At 71.3% G+C, this 20753-nt stretch carries 17 protein-coding genes; 10 read left to right on the top strand and 7 right to left on the bottom strand.

What is annotated here, in order from left to right:
* Positions 1–6: 6 nt before the first annotated feature.
* The 3 genes from NR798_RS32860 to NR798_RS32850 are packed head-to-tail and all read right to left on the bottom strand — an operon-like array spanning position 7 to position 3406.
* The gene (locus tag NR798_RS32860) at positions 7–1221 is read right to left on the bottom strand and encodes a DNA polymerase IV (RefSeq protein ID WP_375773860.1); all 1215 of its coding nucleotides are present in this window, start codon (positions 1219–1221) and stop codon (positions 7–9) included.
* 47 nt (positions 1222–1268) lie between these two features.
* Positions 1269–2243, bottom strand: coding sequence for an RluA family pseudouridine synthase (locus tag NR798_RS32855; protein ID WP_375766475.1), 975 nt, complete (start codon positions 2241–2243; stop codon positions 1269–1271).
* Positions 2240–3406 carry a serine/threonine-protein kinase gene (locus NR798_RS32850; protein WP_375773859.1) on the bottom strand — a complete coding sequence of 389 codons (1167 nt, stop codon included), beginning with the start codon at positions 3404–3406 and terminating at the stop codon, positions 2240–2242. The genes NR798_RS32855 and NR798_RS32850 overlap by 4 nt, the downstream gene beginning before the upstream one ends.
* Positions 3407–3680: 274 nt before the next feature.
* Between NR798_RS32850 and NR798_RS32845 the strand changes: the two genes are divergently transcribed.
* The 7 genes from NR798_RS32845 (at position 3681) to NR798_RS32815 (ending at position 12734) form a co-directional block, all read left to right on the top strand.
* Entirely contained in the window at positions 3681–4478 is a 798-nt protein-coding gene (locus tag NR798_RS32845; RefSeq protein WP_375766474.1) for an isoprenyl transferase, read from the top strand.
* Positions 4475–5302 (top strand): phosphatidate cytidylyltransferase, encoded by an 828-nt coding sequence (locus tag NR798_RS32840; protein ID WP_375766473.1) that lies wholly within the window; start codon positions 4475–4477, stop codon positions 5300–5302. Before NR798_RS32845 ends, NR798_RS32840 begins: the two co-directional genes overlap by 4 nt.
* Before the next feature lie 82 nt (positions 5303–5384).
* Positions 5385–7016 (top strand): RIP metalloprotease RseP, encoded by a 1632-nt coding sequence (gene rseP, locus NR798_RS32835; RefSeq protein WP_375766472.1) that lies wholly within the window; start codon positions 5385–5387, stop codon positions 7014–7016.
* A 9-nt stretch (positions 7017–7025) separates the two neighbouring features.
* Positions 7026–7466 carry a septal ring lytic transglycosylase RlpA family protein gene (locus tag NR798_RS32830; RefSeq protein WP_375766471.1) on the top strand — a complete coding sequence of 147 codons (441 nt, stop codon included), beginning with the start codon at positions 7026–7028 and terminating at the stop codon, positions 7464–7466.
* 10 nt (positions 7467–7476) lie between these two features.
* Positions 7477–8211: a tRNA (adenosine(37)-N6)-threonylcarbamoyltransferase complex dimerization subunit type 1 TsaB gene (gene tsaB / locus NR798_RS32825; protein WP_375766470.1), complete on the top strand. Its 735-nt coding sequence runs from the start codon at positions 7477–7479 to the stop codon at positions 8209–8211.
* Between the two features lie 25 nt (positions 8212–8236).
* On the top strand, positions 8237–10600 hold the full coding sequence (locus NR798_RS32820) for a protein kinase (protein WP_375766469.1): 2364 nt from the start codon (positions 8237–8239) through the stop codon (positions 10598–10600).
* 4 nt (positions 10601–10604) lie between these two features.
* Entirely contained in the window at positions 10605–12734 is a 2130-nt protein-coding gene (locus NR798_RS32815) for a protein kinase (protein ID WP_375766468.1), read from the top strand.
* Positions 12735–12757: 23 nt separating this feature from the next.
* Here NR798_RS32815 and NR798_RS32810 read toward each other — a convergent pair whose 3' ends face one another.
* From NR798_RS32810 to NR798_RS32795, 4 genes are all read right to left on the bottom strand, one after another.
* On the bottom strand, positions 12758–13822 hold the full coding sequence (locus NR798_RS32810) for a peptidylprolyl isomerase (RefSeq protein WP_375766467.1): 1065 nt from the start codon (positions 13820–13822) through the stop codon (positions 12758–12760).
* A gap of 54 nt (positions 13823–13876) precedes the next feature.
* Complete coding sequence (locus NR798_RS32805) at positions 13877–15037, bottom strand: hypothetical protein (protein ID WP_375766466.1); 1161 nt, start codon at positions 15035–15037, stop codon at positions 13877–13879.
* 215 nt (positions 15038–15252) lie between these two features.
* On the bottom strand, positions 15253–17151 hold the full coding sequence (locus NR798_RS32800; RefSeq protein WP_375766465.1) for a methyl-accepting chemotaxis protein: 1899 nt from the start codon (positions 17149–17151) through the stop codon (positions 15253–15255).
* A gap of 4 nt (positions 17152–17155) precedes the next feature.
* On the bottom strand, positions 17156–17701 hold the full coding sequence (locus NR798_RS32795) for a PDC sensor domain-containing protein (protein WP_375766464.1): 546 nt from the start codon (positions 17699–17701) through the stop codon (positions 17156–17158).
* 209 nt (positions 17702–17910) lie between these two features.
* Between NR798_RS32795 and NR798_RS32790 the strand changes: the two genes are divergently transcribed.
* The 3 genes from NR798_RS32790 to NR798_RS32780 all read left to right on the top strand — a co-directional run bounded on the left by NR798_RS32790 (position 17911) and on the right by NR798_RS32780 (position 20707).
* Positions 17911–18939: an aspartate-semialdehyde dehydrogenase gene (locus NR798_RS32790; protein ID WP_375766463.1), complete on the top strand. Its 1029-nt coding sequence runs from the start codon at positions 17911–17913 to the stop codon at positions 18937–18939.
* Positions 18940–19067: 128 nt separating this feature from the next.
* Positions 19068–19988 (top strand): MXAN_2561 family MXYO-CTERM-anchored protein, encoded by a 921-nt coding sequence (locus tag NR798_RS32785; RefSeq protein WP_375766462.1) that lies wholly within the window; start codon positions 19068–19070, stop codon positions 19986–19988.
* Positions 19985–20707 carry an MXAN_2562 family outer membrane beta-barrel protein gene (locus NR798_RS32780; RefSeq protein WP_375766461.1) on the top strand — a complete coding sequence of 241 codons (723 nt, stop codon included), beginning with the start codon at positions 19985–19987 and terminating at the stop codon, positions 20705–20707. Before NR798_RS32785 ends, NR798_RS32780 begins: the two co-directional genes overlap by 4 nt.
* Positions 20708–20753 lie beyond the last annotated feature (46 nt).

Genomic DNA, 20753 nt, shown 5'->3' with positions numbered 1-20753 from the left:
GCGCGTTCAGTTGGGGCGCTTCGGCTTCTGAGGGCGGACGGGGTCCGGATCCGTCTCGTCGTTGCCCGCGATGTCCGCCGTCGTCACCGCCTTCGTTCCGAAGCGCTCGGCGATCCGATCCAGCGCGGCGTTCAGCTTGTCGCTCTTCTTGGGCTTCTCCGGCTCCGTGAACAGCCCGAGCTGCCGCGACTCGCCTCCGCCCGTCCCCAGCTCCTGCATCGAGACGCCGGTCAGCCGCACCGGCTTGTTCTCGTGGGCCTTCTCCAGCAGCTCCCTCGCCACCCGGTAGAGCGTCTGCCCGTCATCCGTCGCGGAGGGCAGGGTGATTCGCCGGGTGATGAGCGTGAAGTCCGAGAACTTCAGCTTGAGCTGCACCACCCGTCCCTTCACGCCCGCGCGCCGCAGCCGCCGGCCCACCCGCAGCGCCTGCGAGTGTACGTGCGGGCTCAGCGCCTCCATTCCCGTGAGATCCTCGTCGAACGTGTCCTCCGCGCCCACGCTCTTCGCCTCGCGGTCCGGCACCACCTCGCGCGGGTCGATTCCCTGGGCCAGCTCCCAGAGGTGACGTCCGCTCGGGCCCCACTTCGCCTCCATCCACGCCACGTCCCGCTTCGCCACGTCGCCGATCGTCTCCAGCCCCGAGCGCTTCAGCGCCTCCTCCGTCTTGGGGCCCACCCCCCACAGCCGGCCCACCGGCAGCCCCGCGAGGAACGCCACCGTCTCCTCCGCCCGCACCTCGCGCTGGCCGTTCGGCTTCGCCACGTCCGAGGCGATCTTCGCCACGAACTTCACCGAGGCGATCCCCGCCGACGACGGCAGCCCCGTCTCCGCGGCGATCTCCTTGCGGATGCGCCTCGCCATGTCCGCTGGGGCTCCGAACAGCCCCACCGACGCCGTCACGTCCAGGAAGGCCTCGTCCAGCGACAGCGGCTCGATGAGCGGCGTGTACCGCTCGAAGATGGAGAACACCTGCTCGCTCGCCTCGCTGTACGCGTTGAAGCGCGGCTTCACCACGAGCGCATGCGGCGCCATCTTCATCGCCCTCGCCATGGGCATCGCGCTGCGCACGCCGTACTTGCGCACCTCGTACGAGGCCGCCACCACCACCCCGCGCCGCGCGTCTCCGCCGACGATCAACGGCTTGCCCCGCAGCTCCGGGTGGTCCCGCTGCTCCACCGACGCGTAGAAGGCGTCCATGTCCACGTGGATGATGGCCCGCATTGGATTCACTGTATTGGACCCCTCTGACGCTCGTAGGGGGCTCGGTTTCAACCCGGGGGCCGGGCACCCTCACCCCGCCCCTCTCCCGGGGGGAGAGGGATGTGGTGGCTCTCGAGGACCTCGAGGAGCTTGTTGGGCAGGGGGCTCTCGACCCGGATCTGCTGCTTCGTCACCGGGTGGGTGACGCCCAGCGCCTTCGCGTGCAGGAAGAAGCGGCTCAGTCCCGGCTCCTCCCGCCCCCCGTACAGCGTGTCACCCACGATGGGCGCTCCCACCGCCGCCAGGTGGGCTCGCACCTGGTGCAGCACCCCCGTGTGGATCCGCACCTCCACCAGGCTGTACTCCCCCGCGCGCCCCAGCACCCGGAACTCCGAGCTCGCCTCCCGCGCGCCCTCGCCCCCGTCCAGCGCCGGCTCCACCCGGTCCGGGTGTCTCGGATGGTGCCTCAGCGGCAGGTCGATCTCCCCCTCGTCCGCCAGCGGCCCCGTCACCAGCGCCCAGTAGCGCTTGTCCACCTCACGCCCGCCGAACGCCTCCCGCACCGCGCTCCACGCCTCGCGCGTGCGCGCCGCCACCATCACCCCGGACGTCTCGATGTCCAGCCGGTGGCACAGCCCGCCCTCGCGCTCGTCTTCAGAAGCCTCCGCGCACTCGGGATGGCGGGCAATCAGCGCGTTGGCCACCGTGCCCGTCTCTCCCGGCTGCAGCGGGTGCGAGGGCTTGCCCGCGGGCTTGTCCACGAACACCAGCGCCTCGTCCGTGTGCAGCACCGTCAGCGGCGCCTCCGGCTCCGGCACCACCTCGCGCCGCTCCTCCGGCACCACCACGGTGATCCGCTGCCCCACGGCCACCAGCAGCCCCTTCTTCGCCGCCCGGCCGCCCACCTTCACCGCGCCCGCATCGAAGAGCTTCTTCAGCTTCGCTCGCGACAGCCCCAGCGCCTCTCCGATGAAGAGGTCCACCCGCTGCCCCGCCTTGCCTTCCTCCACCACCAGCGTGTGTGTCGTCCCGGTCTCGTTCACTCGGACAGTGCCTCGTACACTTCCTCCGCCGTCTGGATCCGATCGTCCGGTTCCTTCCGGATGAGGCGATGGGCCACCCGCGCCAGCTGGGGATCTCCCCTCTGGTTGATGGCCAGCACGGGCGGGGGCTCGGTTTCCAACACCTTGTGCCACAAGTCGACCGGCGACTTCGCATCAAAAGGCGGCCGTCCCGTCATCAGCTCGTAGAGGATGACGCCCAGGCTGTAGAGGTCCGCCCGTCCGTCCAGGGGCTCGCCCAGAATCTGCTCCGGCGGCATGTAGCGGAACGTGCCCACCATCCTCCCGTCCAGCGTCATCCCCGCGTCGTCCGCCAGGAACTTCGCCAGCCCGAAGTCCATCAGCCGCACCTGCCGGTCCTCGTCCACCATGATGTTGGAGGGCTTCAGGTCCCGGTGCACCAGCCCGTGCGCATGGATGTACGCCAGCGCCTCGCACACCTGGAGCAGCGCGTCCTTCAGGCGGCCCACCCGCTCCGGCCGGTTCAGTTCCTCCAGCCGCGCCGCCGTCTCCCGCTTCACCGGCTCGCGCTCCGCCCCCCCCATGTCGTAGGGCAGCTCGAACTCCAGTGGATCCAGCTCCTCCGAGTCCGAGCCCAGCCACGGGTCCATCGGCACCGGCAGCCGCGCCGCCGAGCCGGACGTGCCAAAGCGCATCCCGCCGCCCGAGCCGGCCGAGATCATGTCCTCGCTCGGCGCCTCCTCGGCGAAGGCCGACAGGTCGAACAGGGTGGAGCCCGCGTCCTCCGAGTCCGCCTCCCGGCTCGCCGAGGCCCCACCCGTGGAGCGCGGGAACGAGCCCGAGCCGGAGGAGCCGCTCGCGGCCGTCAGCAGCTGCTCGCCCCGCAGCGACAGGTAGTCGCGCAGCGTCAGCCCCTCGATGAGCTCCATCACCAGGTAGGGCGAGCTCTGGAACACCCCGGTGTCGTACACCTTCACCACGTTGGGATGGGACAGGTCCTCCAGGGCCTCGAACTCGCGCACCAGACGCCTGGCCGCCCGCGAGTCCATGGCCGGGCCGCCCGAGAGCAGCTTCAGGGCCACCGCCTCGTTCGTCCTGTCATCCAGGGCCCGGAAAACGGTCCCGATTCCACCACTTCCGAGGGTCTCGAGGACGCGATAGGGACCGATGAGCTTGGGACGCATCAAGTCGTCGATCCTAGATACCCTGTCGGGTCAGGGTCAAACGCCCGCCTGGAGGAGGTGGGTGTTGGATTGCGGTCACCCGGGCATTCCATCTCCTCATGGGGCCGGGTAGCCGGGGTGGGGTAGGTCCGGCACTCACTGAATCCCGGGGGGTTGCGCCTGGACGGGCTGGTGCCGTTCCACCCCGCGGCGCGACCGCTCGGGCGGGCGCTGCGACCACTCCTGCACACGCCCGTGGACGTGGAGGGGTGGTGCCTCTACATTGCGCAGCCTCATGGAACGCCCTGTCTCACCTCCCTCTGTGGCTGCTCTCGAGCGACTCGTCCAGGAACGGCCCCTGCCGCGCCACGTGGGTATCATCATGGATGGCAACGGCCGGTGGGCGGAGATGCGCGGCCTGCCCCGGGTGGAGGGCCACCGCGAGGGCTCCACCAGTGTGCGCGAGGTGACGCGCTGCGCCCGGCGCGTGGGCGTCGAGGCGCTCACCCTCTACGCCTTCTCCTCCCAGAACTGGGCCCGCCCCGCCGAGGAGGTGGCCGCCCTGATGGATCTGCTGCGCGAGTACCTCGAGAGCGAGCGCGCGGAGATTCTGGAGAACGGCATCCGCCTCAACGCCATTGGCGAGGTGGACAAGCTGCCGCGCTTCGTGAAGGAGCCGTTGGACCGGCTGCGGGCGGACTCGGCGAACAACACGGGGATGGTGCTGACGCTGGCACTGTCCTACGGCGGACGCGAGGAACTGGTGCAGGCGGCGCGCCGGGTGGCCGAGGCCGCCAGCAAGGGTGAGCTGACGCCGGCGCACCTGGATAACAAGACCCTCGAGTCCTACCTCTGGACCAACGGCCTGCCGCAGTTGGACCTGGTGGTCCGGACCAGCGGCGAGCAGCGCATCTCCAATTTCCTCCTCTGGCAGATGGCCTACGCGGAGCTGTGCTTCAGCGACGTGCTCTGGCCGGACTTCCGCACCGAGGCCTTCCTGCGCTGCCTGGCTCAATACCAGCAACGCGAGCGGCGCTTCGGTCTCACCTCCGCGCAAGTCAAGCGAGAGGATTCCCACCGGGCCAAGGCGTGAACGAGAAGAACAAGAACCTCGTCATCCGGACTGTATCGGCGCTCACCCTGCTGCCGCTGGTCATCTTCCTGTTGTTCAAGGGAGGTGTGTACAGCGCGTTTCTGCTCAGCGTGGCCGCGGCCGTCTGCACCAGCGAGTACTACCTCATCACCCAGAAGAAGCTCTCACCGGCGGCCTGGGTGGGGATCGTGCTCTCGGGCCTGCTGCCCGTGCTGACGCTGAAGGATCCGGCGCGCACCGGGGCCGCGGCCTTCTGGATCCTCGCCTTCTATTTCTTCTTCGCCTTCACCTACCACCTCATCCGGGGCCCCTTGCAGGACGCGCCCACGCGGGTGGCGCACCTGGTGACGGGCATGCTGTACGGCTCGGTGGGCCTCACCGCCGTGGCCGCCCTGCGGCTGATGCCGGACGGGATGGCGTGGTCCATCTCCGCGCTCGTCATCACCTGGTCCAACGACACGTCCGCCTACTTCGCCGGCCGCTTCCTGGGCCGCCACAAGCTCTACCCGGAGGTGAGCCCCAACAAGACCTGGGAGGGCTTCTTCGGCGGCATGCTGGGCTCGGTGGTGGGCATGTTCATCACCCGGGGGTTCTTCTACCCCATGCTCACGGTGACGGACTGTCTGGTGCTGGGAATTCTCGGTGGAATCCTCGGCCCCATCGGGGACCTGTGCGAGTCCATGCTCAAGCGGGCCTACGGGGTGAAGGATTCCGGCGTGGCCATCCCCGGGCATGGCGGCATCCTGGATCGCATCGACGCGCTGCTCTTCAACGCCCCCCTGGTGTTCGTCTACGTGACCTTCGTGCGCGGGCTGCTTCCGTAGCGGCCTCCGATTGTCAGGTCGGTAGGCCCGCGGGCGGCGATGCACATTGTCGGGCATGGTCCCCACGGTTAGTGTTGGCACCATGCTTCAAGGTCCCGCTCTGTTCATCGTCCTGCTCGGCGTGCTCATCACGGTCCATGAGCTGGGACATTTCCTCGTGGCCAAGGCCTGCGGGGTGAAGGTCATCCGCTTCTCCATCGGGTTCGGGCCGAAGCTGTTCGGCTTCACCAAGGGGGAGACGGAGTACCAGGTGGCCCTGCTGCCCCTGGGTGGCTACGTGAAGATGGCCGGGGACACGCCCCACGAGGAGCTGAGCCCCGAGGACGCCCACCGGGGCTTCCTCAACGCCGCGCCCTGGAAGCGCGCCCTCATCGTGGTGGCCGGGCCCGTCTTCAACCTCGTCTTCCCCGTCCTCATCTACTTCTTCGTCTTCTTCGGGCCGCACGAGACCACCTCCACCCGGGTGGGGTACGTGGATCCCGCCATGCCCGCGGCGGCCGCCGGCATCCGGCCCGGAGACCGCATCGTCGCGGTGGACGGCGAGAAGGTGCGGACCTTCGAGGAGATGCGCGAGGCCTTCGTCGGCCGCTTCGATCGCTCCATCCCCCTCACCATCGAGCGCGAGGGCAAGCAGTCCATCGTCGAGGTGACGCCGCAGCGCTTCGTCGACGCCTCCCCCGTGGACACGGTGGAGCGGGGACGGATTGGCGTGGAGCCCACCAACCGGCCCGCAGTGGTGGGCGTGCTCCCGGGCTCGCCGGCCGCGGAGGCGGGGCTGAAGACGTTCGATCGCATCCTGTCCATCAACGGGGTGCCCATCCCGGACGAGGCCGCGCTCAACCAGCAGCTGGCGAAGCTGGAGGGCACGCTGGAGCTCACCGTGCGCCGCCTGGAGCCGGTGCGGGCCGGCGTGGTGACGGGGCAGATGCCCTCGGTCACCACCGTGAAGGTGCCGAAGCAGCCGGGCGCCGAGGGCTTCGCCGCCCTGGGTGCGCAGCCCTCGGACGTGTACGTGGGCATCGTCTTCCCGGGCAGCCCGGCGGACAAGGCCGGCCTGCGGGTGGGCGATCAGCTCCTGTCGCTCAACGGTGAGCCGCTGCGCTCCTTCAACGTCCTGGCGACGAAGCTCAGCACCCTGAAGCAGGACTCCTTCACGCTCGGGTGGCGCTCGGCGGACGGCCAGGAGCGCACCGAGACGCTGTCCCAGGCCTCCCTCACCAGCAAGGACGAGATGGGCCAGGAGTCCTCCCGGCTCGAGCTGGGCCTGCGGCCCTGGTTGCCCTCCTCGGCGGAGCTGCTGCCCACCGACAAGGTGACGGTGACGCTCGGGGTGGGCGAGGCGCTGCGCGAGGCCGCCACCGTGGTGCCGAAAATTGTCGGGCAGATGGTGAAGGTGATCGGCGGGCTCGTCACCGGCCAGGTGTCGCACAAGACGCTGGGCGGGCCGGTGATGATGTACCAGCTGGCCTCCAAGAGCGTGGAGCAGGGGATGGATTACTTCCTGAACCTGATGGCCATCATCTCCATCAACCTGGGCGTGATGAACCTGCTGCCCATCCCCATCCTCGATGGCTTCCACCTGGTGTCCGCCTTCTGGGAGGCCATCCGCCGCCGCCCCATTCCGGCGCGGGTGCGCGAGGTGGCCACCGTCGTCGGCTTCGTGCTGCTCATGGCGCTGATGGGCATGGCCTTCATCAACGACATCACCCGCTAGAGAGGTGCGATGCGGAGGCTGCTCGTGGGGTTGAGCGTGGGGCTGGCGGCGTTGGCGGGCTGTGCGCCCCGCGCCACCCGGCCCACGCCGGAGGAGAAGCGGGAGCCCGAGGTGGTGCGGCCGGAGAAGCCGCCCCCGGCGCGCGGCTGGCTGGAAGAGGGGCTCGCCTCGTACTACGGCCCGGGCCTGGCCGGCCGGCCCACCGCCAGCGGCGAGAAGTTCAACCCCCAGAAGTTCACCGCCGCCCACAAGAAGCTGCCCTTCGGCTCGTGCCTGCGGGTGGTGAACATGGAGAACGGGCGCTCGGTGGAGGTGCGCGTCAACGACCGGGGGCCCTTCGTCAAAGGGCGCGTGGTGGACGTGTCCACCGCCGCGGCGAAGCAGCTCGGCATGATGGACAAGGGGCTGGCCCGGGTTCGCCTCTACCGCTGCGCGGACAAGACCGGGTAGAAGCCTTCCCATGTTCCTCGCGCTCGACACCTCCACCCTCACGCTGTCGCTGGCCCTCGTGGAGCGGGAAGGCGAGGGCGTGCGCGTCCTCGAGCACGTGGTGGTGGGGCCTCCGAAGAAGCAGAGCGAGGCGCTGCCCGGCATCGTCGGCGAGCTGCTCGCCCGGCACGGCGTGGCGCTCAAGTCCCTGGAGGGCATGGCCATTGGCCTCGGCCCGGGCTCCTTCACCGGCCTGCGCATCGGCCTGTCCTGTCTGAAGGGGCTCGCGTACGCGGCGGGACTCAAGGTGGCCGGGGCCTCGTCGCTCGCGGCCGTGGCGCTGGAGGGCCCCGAGGGGCCGCCCCTCTTCGCCCTCGCGGTGGCGCGCAAGGATGACCTCTACCTGGGGCCCTACCGGCGCGTGGGACAGCGCGTGGAGCCGCTGGGCCCCGAGGAGGCGATGAGCCCGGAAGAGGTGGCCGCGCGCATGGCCGCCGAGCCGGAGGCCCTCGCGCTGGGGCCCGCCCTGCCCGAGTACCGCGCGGCGCTGGAGGCCCGAGGTGTGGCGCCCTCGCGGCTGCTGAGCGCGCCGTCCTTCCCCTCGGCGGTGGCGCTGGCCTCGCTGGTGCGCTTCCCCGAGTCGCAGACGCTGGAGGCGCTCTTCGCCCTGGAGCCGCACTACGTCCGCGCCTCCGAGCCCGAGCGCAACCCCAAGTTCCCCCCGCTGCCCGGGCCCCCGCCCACCGCCCGCCTCAAGGAGGACTGAGGGACTGGGGTACACTGCCCCGGCCGTGAGCCCCTCCGTTTCCCGTCCCGCCTCCGAAGCGCCTCTTCCCTCCCGGTGTCCGCTCTGTGAAGGGGCGCTGGCGGAAGGGCGGTGCGTCAACTGCGGCGCCGCGGCCAGCCCCGGGGGCTACCGCGTGCTGCGCCTGCTCTCCCAGAGCCCTCATGGCCGGCTCTACGTCGCGCAGGCGCCCGGCGGCGGACAGGTGGCACTCAAGGAGCTCGTCTTCTCGCTGGTGCCCGAGGCGCGGCAACTCGAGGCCTTCGAGCGCGAGGCCCGGCTGTTGCGCCAGGTCTCCCATCCGCGCATCCCCCGCTTCGTGGACTCCTTCCAGGAGGGCAGCGGCGTCCACACCCGCCTCTACCTCGCCCAGGAGCTCATCCAGGGCACCTCCCTGAGAGAGCTGCTCCGCGAGCGCCGCCTGCGCGACGACGAGGCCTTCGAGGTGGCCCGGCAGGTGCTCGACGTCCTGCGCTACCTGCACGAGCTGTCCCCGCGCATCGTCCACCGCGACGTGAAGCCGGCCAACCTCGTGCGCCGCGAGGATGGGGCCGTGTTCCTCGTCGACTTCGGCGCCGCGAGGGACCTGTTCGGCTCGGGCACGGCGGGCGCCACCATGGTGGGCACGTTCGGGTACATGCCCCCGGAGCAGCTCGGCGGGACGCTCGACGAGACGTGCGACCTCTATGCGCTGGGCGCCTCGCTGCTGCACCTGCTCAGCGGCAGATCTCCCGAGGAGATGCTCGCATCGGACCTCTCGCTGGACGTCGCGGCCCATGCCTTCGTCTCTCCCCGCATGGAGCGCTTCCTCCTCCGCCTCATCGCCCGCGACCCGGCCGCGCGCTTCCGCTCCGCGCTCGATGCGCAGCTCGCCCTGGAGTCCTCCTCGGGTGACAACCAGCCCGTCCCCCTCTGGCGCCGCGCCGCCGTCCCGGTGCTCGTCCTGGGCGTCGTGGTGGCCGCCGCCGCGTGGGCGGTGCGTCCGTCCCCCAAGGCCCCCGAGCCCGCGCCCGTGCCCGAGGCGAGCCCCACGGCCCCCGCGCCCGGCGTGGCACCCGTGGAGGAGGCGCGGCCCCTCCCGCCCCCGTGGGAGCCCCAGCTGCCCCTGCTGCCGGACTTCCCTCCGCACGCGCGCTGGCGGTTCGACGAGGACGACGCCGTGCTGCGCAAGACGCAGGGCGAGGACCCCGCACTGACGCGCCTGGCGCGCGACGACCAGCGGCGCTTCGACCTCGCCACTCCGGCGGGCATGCGGGACACCGGCCTGCGGGGCAGCGCGCTCCGGCTCGGGCAGCCGCTCCCGGTGGAGGTGGTGCGTGACGCCGCGAGCGCGGGCTCCGGGACGCCCTCCGTCCTGGAAGGGCTCGAGGAGGGCTCGCTCTCCCTCTGGCTGCGGCGCGATGCCTTCCTGGACACGCTCGGCACGGTGCTCGCCTCGCGCAATGCCTCCGGTGGCGGGGGGGCGGGCCTCGCGCTCGTCATCAACGGCGGACACCTGGACTTCAGCGCGGAGGGCTCCCGGTGGCTCCGGCCGCGCGTGCGCCTCGCCCCGGACGTCTTCCACCACGTCGTGGCCACCTGGGGCAAGGACGGGACGCGCCTGTACGTCGGAGGCCGGCTCGTGGCCGAGGAGACCACGCCGGTGCTGGCCTCTCGCCAGGGCCAGACGCTCTGGATTGGCAGGAGCGCGGCGGACCCGGAGCCAGGCCCCGCGCCCCGGGTGTCGCTCGATGACCTGACGCTCTATCGCGGCGTGCTGCCCGAGGAGGCGGTGGCGGCGCTCGCGGCCCTGGAGCAGGGGAGGCCCGGCGCGGCGGGGGACTACACCCCGGAGCCGCCCGTCTTCTCCGAGGACTTCTCGCGCGGGCTCCGCCGGTGGGCGCCGCAGCCGCTGCCGGACGCGGTGGTGCAGGAGTACGAGCTCGTCGAGCAGGCGGGCAATCCGCACCTGCGGCTCTCCCAACAGGGCCCCAGGGAAGAGCAGGGCGTCTTCCTGCTGACGCGGCTCCCGGAGCACGGGGTGTACCGCGCGAGCCGCTTGTGGCTGGAGCTGGACGTGAAGCTCACGCGCAGCGCGCCGGGGGCGGGCCTGTCCCTCTGGATGGACTTCCACATGGAATCCAGCCCTGGGACGAAGGCCGTCTCCGTGCAGCTCGGCTCCGCCCAGGAGCGCGCTTCCCAGGGGAGGGACACCGCCGTGCACGTGGTGCCGGTCCGCCCGGGCGCGTGGCAGCACGTGCGGGTGGAGCTCAACGAGCTGCTCGCTCCCTTCAAGGGAGGGCCCATCCGGGCCGTGAAGAACATCGCGATCCTCGGATATGGCGCGAGCGTCGAGGGCGCCATCGACAATCTCACCCTGGTGGAGGAGTAGGCGCGTGAGCCCTCCGGTTGGCGTTCCCCCCGGCACGTGCGTGGCGTGTGCCCATCCCTGCGCGCAGCCCCGCTGCGCCTACTGCGGTGCCGCGCAGGCTCCGGGCGGGCTGCGGGTGCAGCGCGTCCTCTCGCAGAGCGTGCATGGCCGGCTGTACCTGGCGCTCGATGCCGAGGGCCGACCCGTGGCCCTCAAGGAGCTCGTCTTCGCGCACGCGCCGGACGCGGCCAAGGTGGAGGCCTTCGAGCGCGAGTCCCGCCTGCTCGAGGCGCTCTCCCATCCACTCATTCCCCGGCTCCATGCCTCCTTCTCCGAGGGCGAGGGCGCCCAGGCCCGCTTCTACCTGGTGCAGGACTACGTCTCTGGCGAGTCGCTGGCCACGCGCCTGGAGCACCACCGCTTCAACGAGGCCGAGGTGCGGGGCATCGCCCGCGAGGTGCTGCGCATTCTCGGCTTCCTGCACTCGCGCCAGCCTCCCGTGCTGCACCGCGACGTCAAACCGGCCAACCTCATCCGGCGCGAGGACGGCCGCATCGTGCTGGTGGACTTCGGCTCGGCCCGGGCCCTGCGAGAGGGCCGCACGCACGAGGCCACGCTCAACGGTACCTTCGGCTACATGGCCCCGGAGCAGCTCGGGGGCAGCGTCTCGCCGGTGAGCGACCTGTACGCGCTCGGGGCCTCGCTGCTGCACCTGCTCAGCCGGCGCCCTCCGGAGACGCTGCTCAGCGGAGACTGGGAGCTGGCCTTCACGCGGGAGATCCACGTGTCCGAGCACTTCCGGGCCTTCCTCCGGAAGCTCGTGGCGCGCAGGCCCGAGGACCGCTTCCCCAGTGCCTCCGACGCACTGCTGGCACTCGATGCGCCTCTCCCTCGGGCCACTCCGCGCTGGCCCCTGGTGGCCGCCGGAGCCGCGCTGCTCGTGGGGGCCGTGGCCTTCGTGAGGGCCGGACGCGAGCCCGAGCCCGCCCCGGCCGTCGTGGCCGCCCCGCCCGAGCCCCAGGCCCCGCCCGAGCCCGTGGAGCCGCCGAAGCCCCCGGAGCCGCCGGTGCAGGAGTCACCGCCCTCCGCCACGCCGGCCGGGAAGGTGCTGGCCTCCTGGGCCTTCGAGGACTCCAGCCGCGAGCCCCTGCTCAAGAGCGCGGAGGGAGGGCCCGCGTTGCGGCGCTCGGAGGTGGACCCGGTGCCGGGCGTGCGGGGACAGGCCGTGCTGCTGGGCGGCAAGGGCTCGCTCGTGGTGGAGCCGGCGGGCGAGGGTGGTGCGGGGTTCGAGCTTCCGTCCGAGGGGGCGCTGTCCCTGTGGTTCAGCCCCGAGCGGCCGGGGGCCGGCCCCGTGCTGACGACGTACGCGGGCATCCAACGCGCGCTCCAGCTCCGGATGGACGAGGAGGGACGGCTGGGCTTCGCGGTGGGCTCGCGCGAGCTGACATCGCCCCAACCCCTGGAGATCGGCCGCTTCGTCTACGTCGGGCTGGAGTGGGGGGCCACCGGCATGCGCCTCTGGCTGGACGGGGAGCGCGTGGCGGAGGACGCGGCCGCCATGCCGGAAGCCGAGCCCGGTGAGGGGCTCCGCATCGGCTGGGATTCACTGGCTCCCGGAGCGCTGGCTCCGGCGATGGCCGTGGATGAGGTGCGCCTGCGTTCCGGTCCCCTGCCGCCCGAGACCTGGGCGCTCGAGGCGCGGGAGCTCGTGGGGCCCGCTCGTGCCTCCGCTCCCACCGTGAAGCTGCGGATGGAGACGTCCGGGGACATCTCGCTCTCCGAATCCAAGGCGTGGCGCATCGGCTCGGAGGGCTGCCTTCGTGACGCGCGGCTCCAGCTGGACGGGATGGAGTTCTTCACGGACGAGCAGGTGCATCTCTCCGCCTCCTTCTCCTTGCGCGCCCGCGCGCGGTGCGGCGTGAGCCTCGCCCTCTTCCTGGAAGACGAGTCGGAGCAGAAGGGCACCGAGCACCTCTACCTCCAGCTGGTGCGCGGTGGGGTGGAGCACGTCCGTAAGGACTTCACGTTGCCCAAGGGCGGGCGGTACGGCTTCCTGAGCGTTGGGGGAACGCGGTCCGTGCCCCTCGTGAAGTTCCGGATCGACTGGGAGACGCGCACCGTGGAGCGCGTGACGGACAACACGCCACGGGAGTAAGCGGTGCGCGGTGGGCTTCGGGCTCAGGCGCCTTCGATCTGGATCCGCGCCCGGCTCATCACGTGGTCGACCGCCATGAGGTGCCAGGCCACCTGATCGATCCGGGCCAGGTTGCGCGGCTCGGCGCGCAGGGCGTCCGCCACCTCGCCGATCGTCAGCCCGGCGGCGTGGGCCTGGTCCCGGAGGACCTTCTCCACCACCTGCGGCGTGAGCGTGAGCCCATCGCGCTTGCAGATGGCGCCCAGCGCGAGGCTGATCCGCAGCCGCTGCTCCACCTCGGCGCGGGTGTCCGCGTCCTTCAGCCACGTGGCGAGCGACTCCTCCTGCTCCGGGCCGGTGAACTGGAGCTCGCTGGCGGAGCGGCCTTCGCTGGCGCTCCAGCGGCGGCGGATCTCCTCGTCCACGAGCGCCGCGGGAATCTCCACCCGGGTGCGCGAGGCCACCTCGTTGAGCACCTGCTGCTGGGCCTGGACGAGGAGGAGCTGCGCGGCCTCGTCCTCCATCTGCCGCACGACGTCGCGCATGGCCTCCTGCAGCGTGTGGCCGCGGCCCAGGGCCTCGAGGAACCTCGGGCTCTCCAGGTCCGGGTACGTCACCTCGCGCGCGGCCTGGATGTGGACCACGAAGCGGGCGGGCGTGCCGCGCAGCGACTCGACGGGGTAGTCTGCGGGCAGGGTGAGGTCCACCACCAGCCCCTCGCCGGGCAGGCGGCCCACGAGCGCCTCATACAGGCCGGGCAGCAGTGGATCGGGCCGCACGGGCAGCCAGACGTCGGTGCGCAGGCTGAAGGGGATGAGGTGCCCCTGGGAGTAGCCCGCGAGGTTGAGCAGGGCCTCGTCTCCCCAGACGATCGGCTCGGTGGGGTAGCGGTAGAGCTCGGTGGCGTGGGGCCGCGCCAGCTCCAGGAAGCGCTCCTGGACCTGCTCGGCGGTGAAGCCCTGGGGGGCGGGGAGGGTGACGGACAGCCCGTCCAGGGAGGGGGCCTCCACCTCGGGCAGCACGATGGGGTGACTCCGCTCGTCCCGCCAGGTGGGGGAGAAGTTCCGGGGCATTCCGAACGACGGGGCACTGGAGGGATGGGAGCTCATGGGGCGTGCTTTCGGAGCTGGAGGGTGGGAGAGGCGAGGGGGAGACCGTCGGGACTACCAGCCGCCGAAGAAGTTCTTGATGCCCTCGCCGACCTTCTTGGCGCCCTCCTTGATGGCACCGAAGTTCTCGACGACGGCGCCGGCCACGGAGGAGGCGGTGGAGACGGCCGCGCCCACCTGCGAGACGATGGGGATGTTGGTGGCGGCGACGATGGAGCCGGCGGCGGTGATGCCGGACGTCACCTTGGAGGCGACGCTCGCCTTGGGGTCGGCGATCGTCTTGGCGGCGATGGCGGTGTCGATGGCGGCGATGCCGACGTTGAGGCCCGGAGCGAACCGGCCGGCCGCCTTCGCCGCCGTGCCCGCGCCCTTGGCGCCCAGCTTCGCCGCGGCCTCGGCGCCCTTGGCGGCGTCGATGGCGGCATCCGCCGTCTTGAAGCCCGCGGCGCCGCCCGCGGCGACCTTCTGGCCCGCCTTGGAGATGCCGCCCTCGAGCTTCCCGGCCAGCTTCTCGCCACCCACGGCGCGGAGCGCGTCGGCGGCGCCCTGCTTCAGGGTGGTGCCCAGGCTGGCCGCGCCGCCCTTGGACTTCGCGAGCTCGCCCAGCACGTCGATGTCGCGCAGCGGCTTGCCGGAGAGCACGGACTCGGCGACCTTGCCGGCGATGTTCTTGCCCACCTGGCCGTTGGCGCCGAGGGCCGCCTGGGCCGCGTCCTTCAGGTTCTTGAACTCCTTGCCGGACTGGATCATGGCGGCCGCGTCGAGCCCGCCCTTGACGGTGTTGAGCACGCTCTTGCCCAGCAGGAGGGCACTGTCGGAGATGGCCTGGCCGCCCTCACCGTTCTTGATGGCGCTGGCGAGGCCCGCGGCGTTGAGTCCGATGCCCGCGACGCCAGCGGCCACGCCTCCGCCCGTCTTCAGCTTGCCGAACGCGCCGGCGGCGCCATTGGCGTGAGCGGCGTCGGTGGCGTTCTGCACGTACTTGCCGAGCAGGTTCTGCTTGGCGGCGGCGGCCGACGTCTTGGTGGCGGGCTCCATGACGTCCTGCGTGTGGACCGGCTGGGGCCTGGCGGCCGCGGGGGTGCTCTTGGGAGGCGTGGTGAGGTGGGGCGCCGAGTTCGTCCGGGTCAGTGCCGGCTTCTCGGTGGCGCCGAGCAGGGGGGCCGAGTTGGAGCGGGTCAGCGAGGGGCGGTTGGTGGCGACGGGCGTGGTCATGGGAGGCTCCTGCGGGGGTAGGTGGGATGGCTCGGCGTTTCGCCGTTGATGTGCGCCATCCAGAGCAGGAGGTGTGCCAATGCCCACGCGCTCCGACAGGAAGCCCGTTTCCCTCTGAGAACGCTCGCGAGCCGGGTGATTCCAGGGGCGGACTGATGACCAGCCCCTGGTGACTCCCGTTTCTCCTGGTGACTGCTGTCACCACCCCCTCGAGGCTACGCCCGGTAGGTGCGGGCCACCGACTCCATGCGCTCGGCCGCCTCGCGCAGCGTGCTCGTGGCCCGCGTGGTGGCCTGCACTCCCTGCATCGTCTCGTCCATCAGCGAGGACAGGTCCGTCACCGCGGTGAAGATCTGCGAGATGCCCGCGTTCTGCTGATTCACCGCCACGGCGATCTGCCGGGCCGCTCCCGCGTTGTCCCGCACGATGGACGTCAGCTCCCGCAGGCTCTCGCCACTGGCCTTGATCTGCGCCAGCCCGTCCTGCATCTGCTGCTGCCCCTTCTCCGTCATCGTCACCGTGGACTGGATGGACCTGCCAATGTCATCCAGCAGCTCGCGCACCCGGTCCGTCGACTCGATGGACTGATCGGCCAGCGCGCGGATCTCCCGCGCCACCACGCCAAAGCCCTTGCCGTGCTCGCCCGAGCGCACCGCCTCGATGGCCGCGTTGAGCGCCAGCATGTTCGACTGGTCCGCCAGGTCCTTCACCGTCTGGGCGATCTCTCCAATCTGCTGTGTGCGGTTGCCGAGCGACATGATGGTGCCGGCCAGCTTGCCCACCTTCTCGTGCAGCTCCTGGAGCCCCGCGAGGCTGGCGCCCAGGGTCGCCTCGCCCATGCTGCCCACCTCCTCGGCCCGGGTCGTGACTTCCAGCACCGCCCGCGAGCGCTCCTCCGCCATCTTCGACGTCTGTTGAATCTCCTGCGCGGTGACCTGCGTCTGCTGGATGGCCGCCGCCTGGCGCGCGAGGTTGCGCTCCTGCTGCCCGGACGCCGCGCTCAGCTCGGCCACTGCGCCGGTGAGCACGCGCGTGCCCTGCTGGAGGCCCACCGTCGTCTGGCGCAGCTGCTCCATCATCCGCGAGAAGGCCGTGGCCAGCTCACCCACCTCGTCACGGCTGTTCACCTCCACGCGGTGCGAGAGGTCTCCCTCCTCGAGCACATGCGTCATCGCCTCGCTCAGCGCCGAGATGGGCCGGGCGATGCCGCGCGCCAGCCAATACGCACCCGCGATGGTCAGCGCCAGGAAGAATCCCAACATCGCGAGCGCCGCCGTGGCCGCTTGCGCCAGCGGGGCATAGGCCTCCGGCGCGTCCATCCGGGCCACGAAGTGCCAGCCATCCCCCACGTCCCGCACGTCCGTGCCGTTGATGGCTTCCTCGGACACGGCCCGCACCATGGGTCCGGCCTCGGCGGGGCGCGAGTCGAAGAGCACCGAGCCATCCGCGCGCCGCACCTCCAGGGCGAAGCTGCCCTGGGAGCGATCATGGGCCCGCTGCACCGCGGCCTTCACCACGTCCCTCACCTGGCTCCAGTCATACGCGGCCAGCATCACGCCGAGGCGGGCGCCACTGAGCGGGCTCTTCACCGGCGCGCCCAGCGGCAGCACCCGCTTGCCGAAGGCCGCGTCCTTCTCCCCCGAGAGCCCGTCGGCGGTGAAGCGCCCCTCGAGCGCCGCCCGGTACCATGCCGTCTCGCGCACTTCCTTCTCGCGGCCCTGGAAGCTCTTGCGCAGCGCCTCCGAGCTGGCCGACACGGCGCGGCCTCGCTCGTCGAAGAGGACGAAGCCGCTGACCGAGGGGTGGTTCTTCGCCAGCCCCGCCAGCACCGCGTCGCTCTTGTCGAAGGTGTCGAAGAGCAGCGCGCCGCGCAGGATGGTGTCCTCGGACCAGCTGCGCACGTTGGCCTCGCGCTCGGCCAGGGTCCGCTCCACCAGATCCTTGAGCCCCTCGGCCTCCACCCTCAGCGTGGCGTGGATCTGCTTGGACAGCGTGCTCCGGGTGAAGGACAGGCCCAGGGCCGTGATGGACAGGATGGACAGGGCCGACAGCAGCGCCACGGACAGGGTGATGCGGCCGCGCAGCTTGAGGTCACCCAGGAAGGGGAGGTTCATGGTTTCAGAGCTCGAGCAGGGAGATGGACACGGTGAGGGCGCCGATGACGCGGGCGCCGTCCTTCACCGGCAGGGACACCTGGAGGACATAGGACTGCGAGGACTCGTCGAAGAAGGGCCGCTCGCGCAGCTCCGCGCCCCGGCCTCCGTTGAAGGCCTCACGCCACTTGGGCTCATCGCCCTGCCAGTAGTCGGACGTGCGCCGCGTGGCGCCCACCAGCGCGCCCTGGTTGTCCATCACGAAGACCTCGGCCATCACCCGGCCCATCCGCTCCTGGTGGCGCTCCAGCGAGCGCGCGCACGTGCTGCCCAGCACCTGGCGCTTGAAGGGGGTGAGGGCCGGCGTCGCCCGCCACTCCTCGTCCCGTTGCCGCACGGTGTCCAGGGGCACGCGCCGCGCGTTCTGCCGCTTCACCTCGCGCACCACCGCGGCATCCATGGCGATGCGCCGCAGCTCGGGCATCAGCCCGTCCACCTTCTTCAACTGGGCCGCCCCATCCGGCGGCACGTTCGCGAGCAGCAACCACGAGACGAGGGTCCACATCGGCATGTCGCGCCAGTCTACTGGAAGGGGGCTCGCGGACCCGTCCCCGGCCTGGGCTCCTGCTCCCTCTCCATGCGGACACGGTGGGAGAGCCTCCAGGCGGGCCCTTCAGTGGTAGACGTCTACCAGTGAAGCCATCCGCGGAGGGGCGGGGGAGGTGCCGGGGGCGAGCGCGGTCCGTGCGCCAGGCGAGGGGCTGGGGTAAAGGGACCGCCATGAACGAGAACCTGCGAATCGCCGTGGTGGGCGCCACGGGCGTGGTGGGCACCGAGGTGCTCTCCACCCTCCTGCTGCGGGACTTCCCCGCCGAGCAGCTCACCGTGCTGGCCTCGGGGCGCTCCGAGGGCGAGGAGCTGCCGTACGGCGAGGAGACGCTGGAGGTGGAGCCGGTCTCGGCCGAGACGCTCCGCGGCATCGGCCTGGTGCTGCTGGCCACGCCGGCGGATGCCTCGCGCACGCTCGCCCCCCTGGCCCAGTCCGCGGGCGCCTGGGTGGTGGACGTGAGCTCCGCCTTCCGCGCCGATGGCACCGTCCCGCTGGTGCTCCCCGGCTTCAACTCCGAGGCGCTGGGCACCCCCTTCAAGGGCCGCATCGTGTCGTTGCCCTCGGCGGTGACGACGGCCGTGGCCACCATCGTGGAGCCGCTGCGCCAGGCCTTTGGCGTGGCCCAGGTGCAGGTGACGGCCCTGATGGGCGTGTCCTCCTCGGGCCAGCGGGGCCTCAAGGAGCTGGAGCTGCAGACGTCGGCGCTGCTGTCCGGCCGCGAGCCGGAGGCGCACGTCTTCCCCCACCGCGTGGGCTTCAACTTGGTGCCCCAGGTGGGCCCCTTCATGGCCAACTCGCCCTGGACGGAGGAGGAGGCCGGCTGGACGCTGGAGTGCGCCCGCCTCTTCGCCAGCAAGGGCGAGGTGCCCGTGGTGGCCGGTACCGCCGTGCAGGTGCCCACCTTCTTCGGCCATGGGCTGAGCCTCCACGTGCGGCTGAAGAAGCCCGCCCCGGTGGACCAGGCCCGCGCCGCCCTCAAGGGCTCGCCCGCGCTCAAGGTGCTGGATACGCCCACCGAGAAGGTCTACCCCCTGCCCAGCCTCGTCACCGCGGACCCCACCGTCCACGTGGGCCGCCTGCGCTCCTTCCCCCAGGCCCCCGAGTGGCTCACCCTCTTCGCCACCGTGGACAACGCCGGCCGGGGCGCCGCCCTCAACCTGGTGGAGGCCGGCCTCCGGCTCGCCGAGTCGGGCGCCTGACAATTTGGCAAGGCCGCCGGGCCGCCCCTGCCCATTTGACCGGGGGCGGGGCCCGGCTCCCCCGGGCAACCCCAGGGAAGGGAGGCGGGTGTCCCCTGGCCCCCGGCTTGCTACCCTGCTTCCCGCCCATGCGTAACCTCTTCCTCACCGCAACGGTCCTCCTGTCGTCCGCGGCGTTCGGACAGTTCGGGTCCTCGGTCCAGATCTCGGTCCAGTCCCTGACCGGCACGGACACCCTGAGCGTCGGTCCGAGCCTCTGTGGACAGACGAGCTCCTTCAACTGGCGGGTGGCCGGCTTCCCCTGCACCGAGCTCTCCCTCTGGATCACCACCGACACGGACTGCCGGGAGTCGGTCTCCGCGCAGTCGTCGGGGTCGTCGCGCGCGCTGACCTCCATCCCGCAGAGCAGCATCACCGCGGCGGGCGGAGCCGCGACGACGGCGACCTTCCAGGTGTCCAACCTCCCCATCTTCTCCACCACCACGCCCACCGATGGGGGCTCGGCGGTGGCATGCGGAGACCCGGGGCTGGAGTCCACGATGCTGCTGTGCGCGGCGTCGAAGACGGCCGATGCGCTGGGCTCGTGCAGCTCCAACGTGGTGAAGGCGGCGACGCCGCTGAAGATCACCTACGACACGAAGAGTCCGGATGCGCCCGCCATCTCGGGGGTGGCGGCGCTGGACAAGGCGCTGAGGGTGAAGGTGGATGCCCCGGATGACGCCGCCGAGGTGCGGGTGGTGGCGAAGCTGGAGGGCGTCGAGGTCTCCAACCAGCGGCAGGGCGTGGCGCGGGGAGACGTGCGGGTGGAGAACCTGCAGAACGACGTGACGTACCAGCTCGAGGCCTTCGCCTACGACGCGGCGGGCAACCAGAGCCCGGCGTCCGCGGCCGAGGAGGGCACGCCCACCCGGACGTTGGGCTTCTATGAGCAGTACCGGGGTGCGGGCGGCGAGGAGACGGGGTGCGGTGCCACGGGCGGAGGTTTCGCGGGCGGAGGCATGCTGGCCGCCCTGGGGTTCTGGCTGTTCTCAAGGAGAAATCGTTCATGACTCGAGCAGTGGCCCTCGGCGTGGCGGTGGTGCTCACCGCGCTCCCAGGCGAGGCGCAGGAGAGGTCCGATGTGCCCAACCAGTCGCCTCGCAACGGCTCCGTGGAGTTCCGGCTCGGAGGCTACAAGCCGCAGTTCGACGCGGAGGAGGCGCTCGAGGGGGCGTCGCCGTACGCGGACGTCTTCGGCGGCTCCAACATGCTGCTCTTCGAAGTGGAGATGCAGCGCTTCTTCTACCAGGGCATCGGCACGGCGGGCGTGAGCCTGTCGGTGGGGTACGCGGAGAAGTATGCCGCGGCCGTGACGGAGTCGGGCTCGCCGTCCGCGGATCGCACCGGCTTCCACGTGCTGCCCATCCACGCGCGGGCCGTCTACCGGTTCGACTACCCCGCCTTCCGCTGGGGCATTCCGCTGGTGCCCTACATCAAGCCCGGCCTCGTCTTCACGCCCTGGTGGTCCACCAAGGGCGGCGAGATCGAGGCGCCGCCCGAAGGCGGCTCGGGGCGCGGGGCCAAGTTCGGCTGGGAAGTGGTGGGCGGTATCGCCTTCCTGATGGACGTGCTGGAGCCGCGGCTGGCGCGCGACTTCGACTCGGACCTCGGGGTGAATCACAGCTATCTCTTCGCCGAGTACACCTACGCGAAAGTGAACAACTTCGGCGGCAAGGGATTCGATCTCTCCGACTCGTACTGGATGTTCGGTCTGGCGTTGGATTACTAGGCCGTACATGAAAGCGCATGTGCGAGCCTCCCCTCGAGCCCTGACA

It is taken from the genome of Archangium gephyra (assembly GCF_042230915.1).
GTDB classification, from domain to species: Bacteria; Myxococcota; Myxococcia; order Myxococcales; family Myxococcaceae; genus Archangium; species Archangium gephyra_B.
This window is presented reverse-complemented; position numbering and strand designations above follow the sequence as displayed.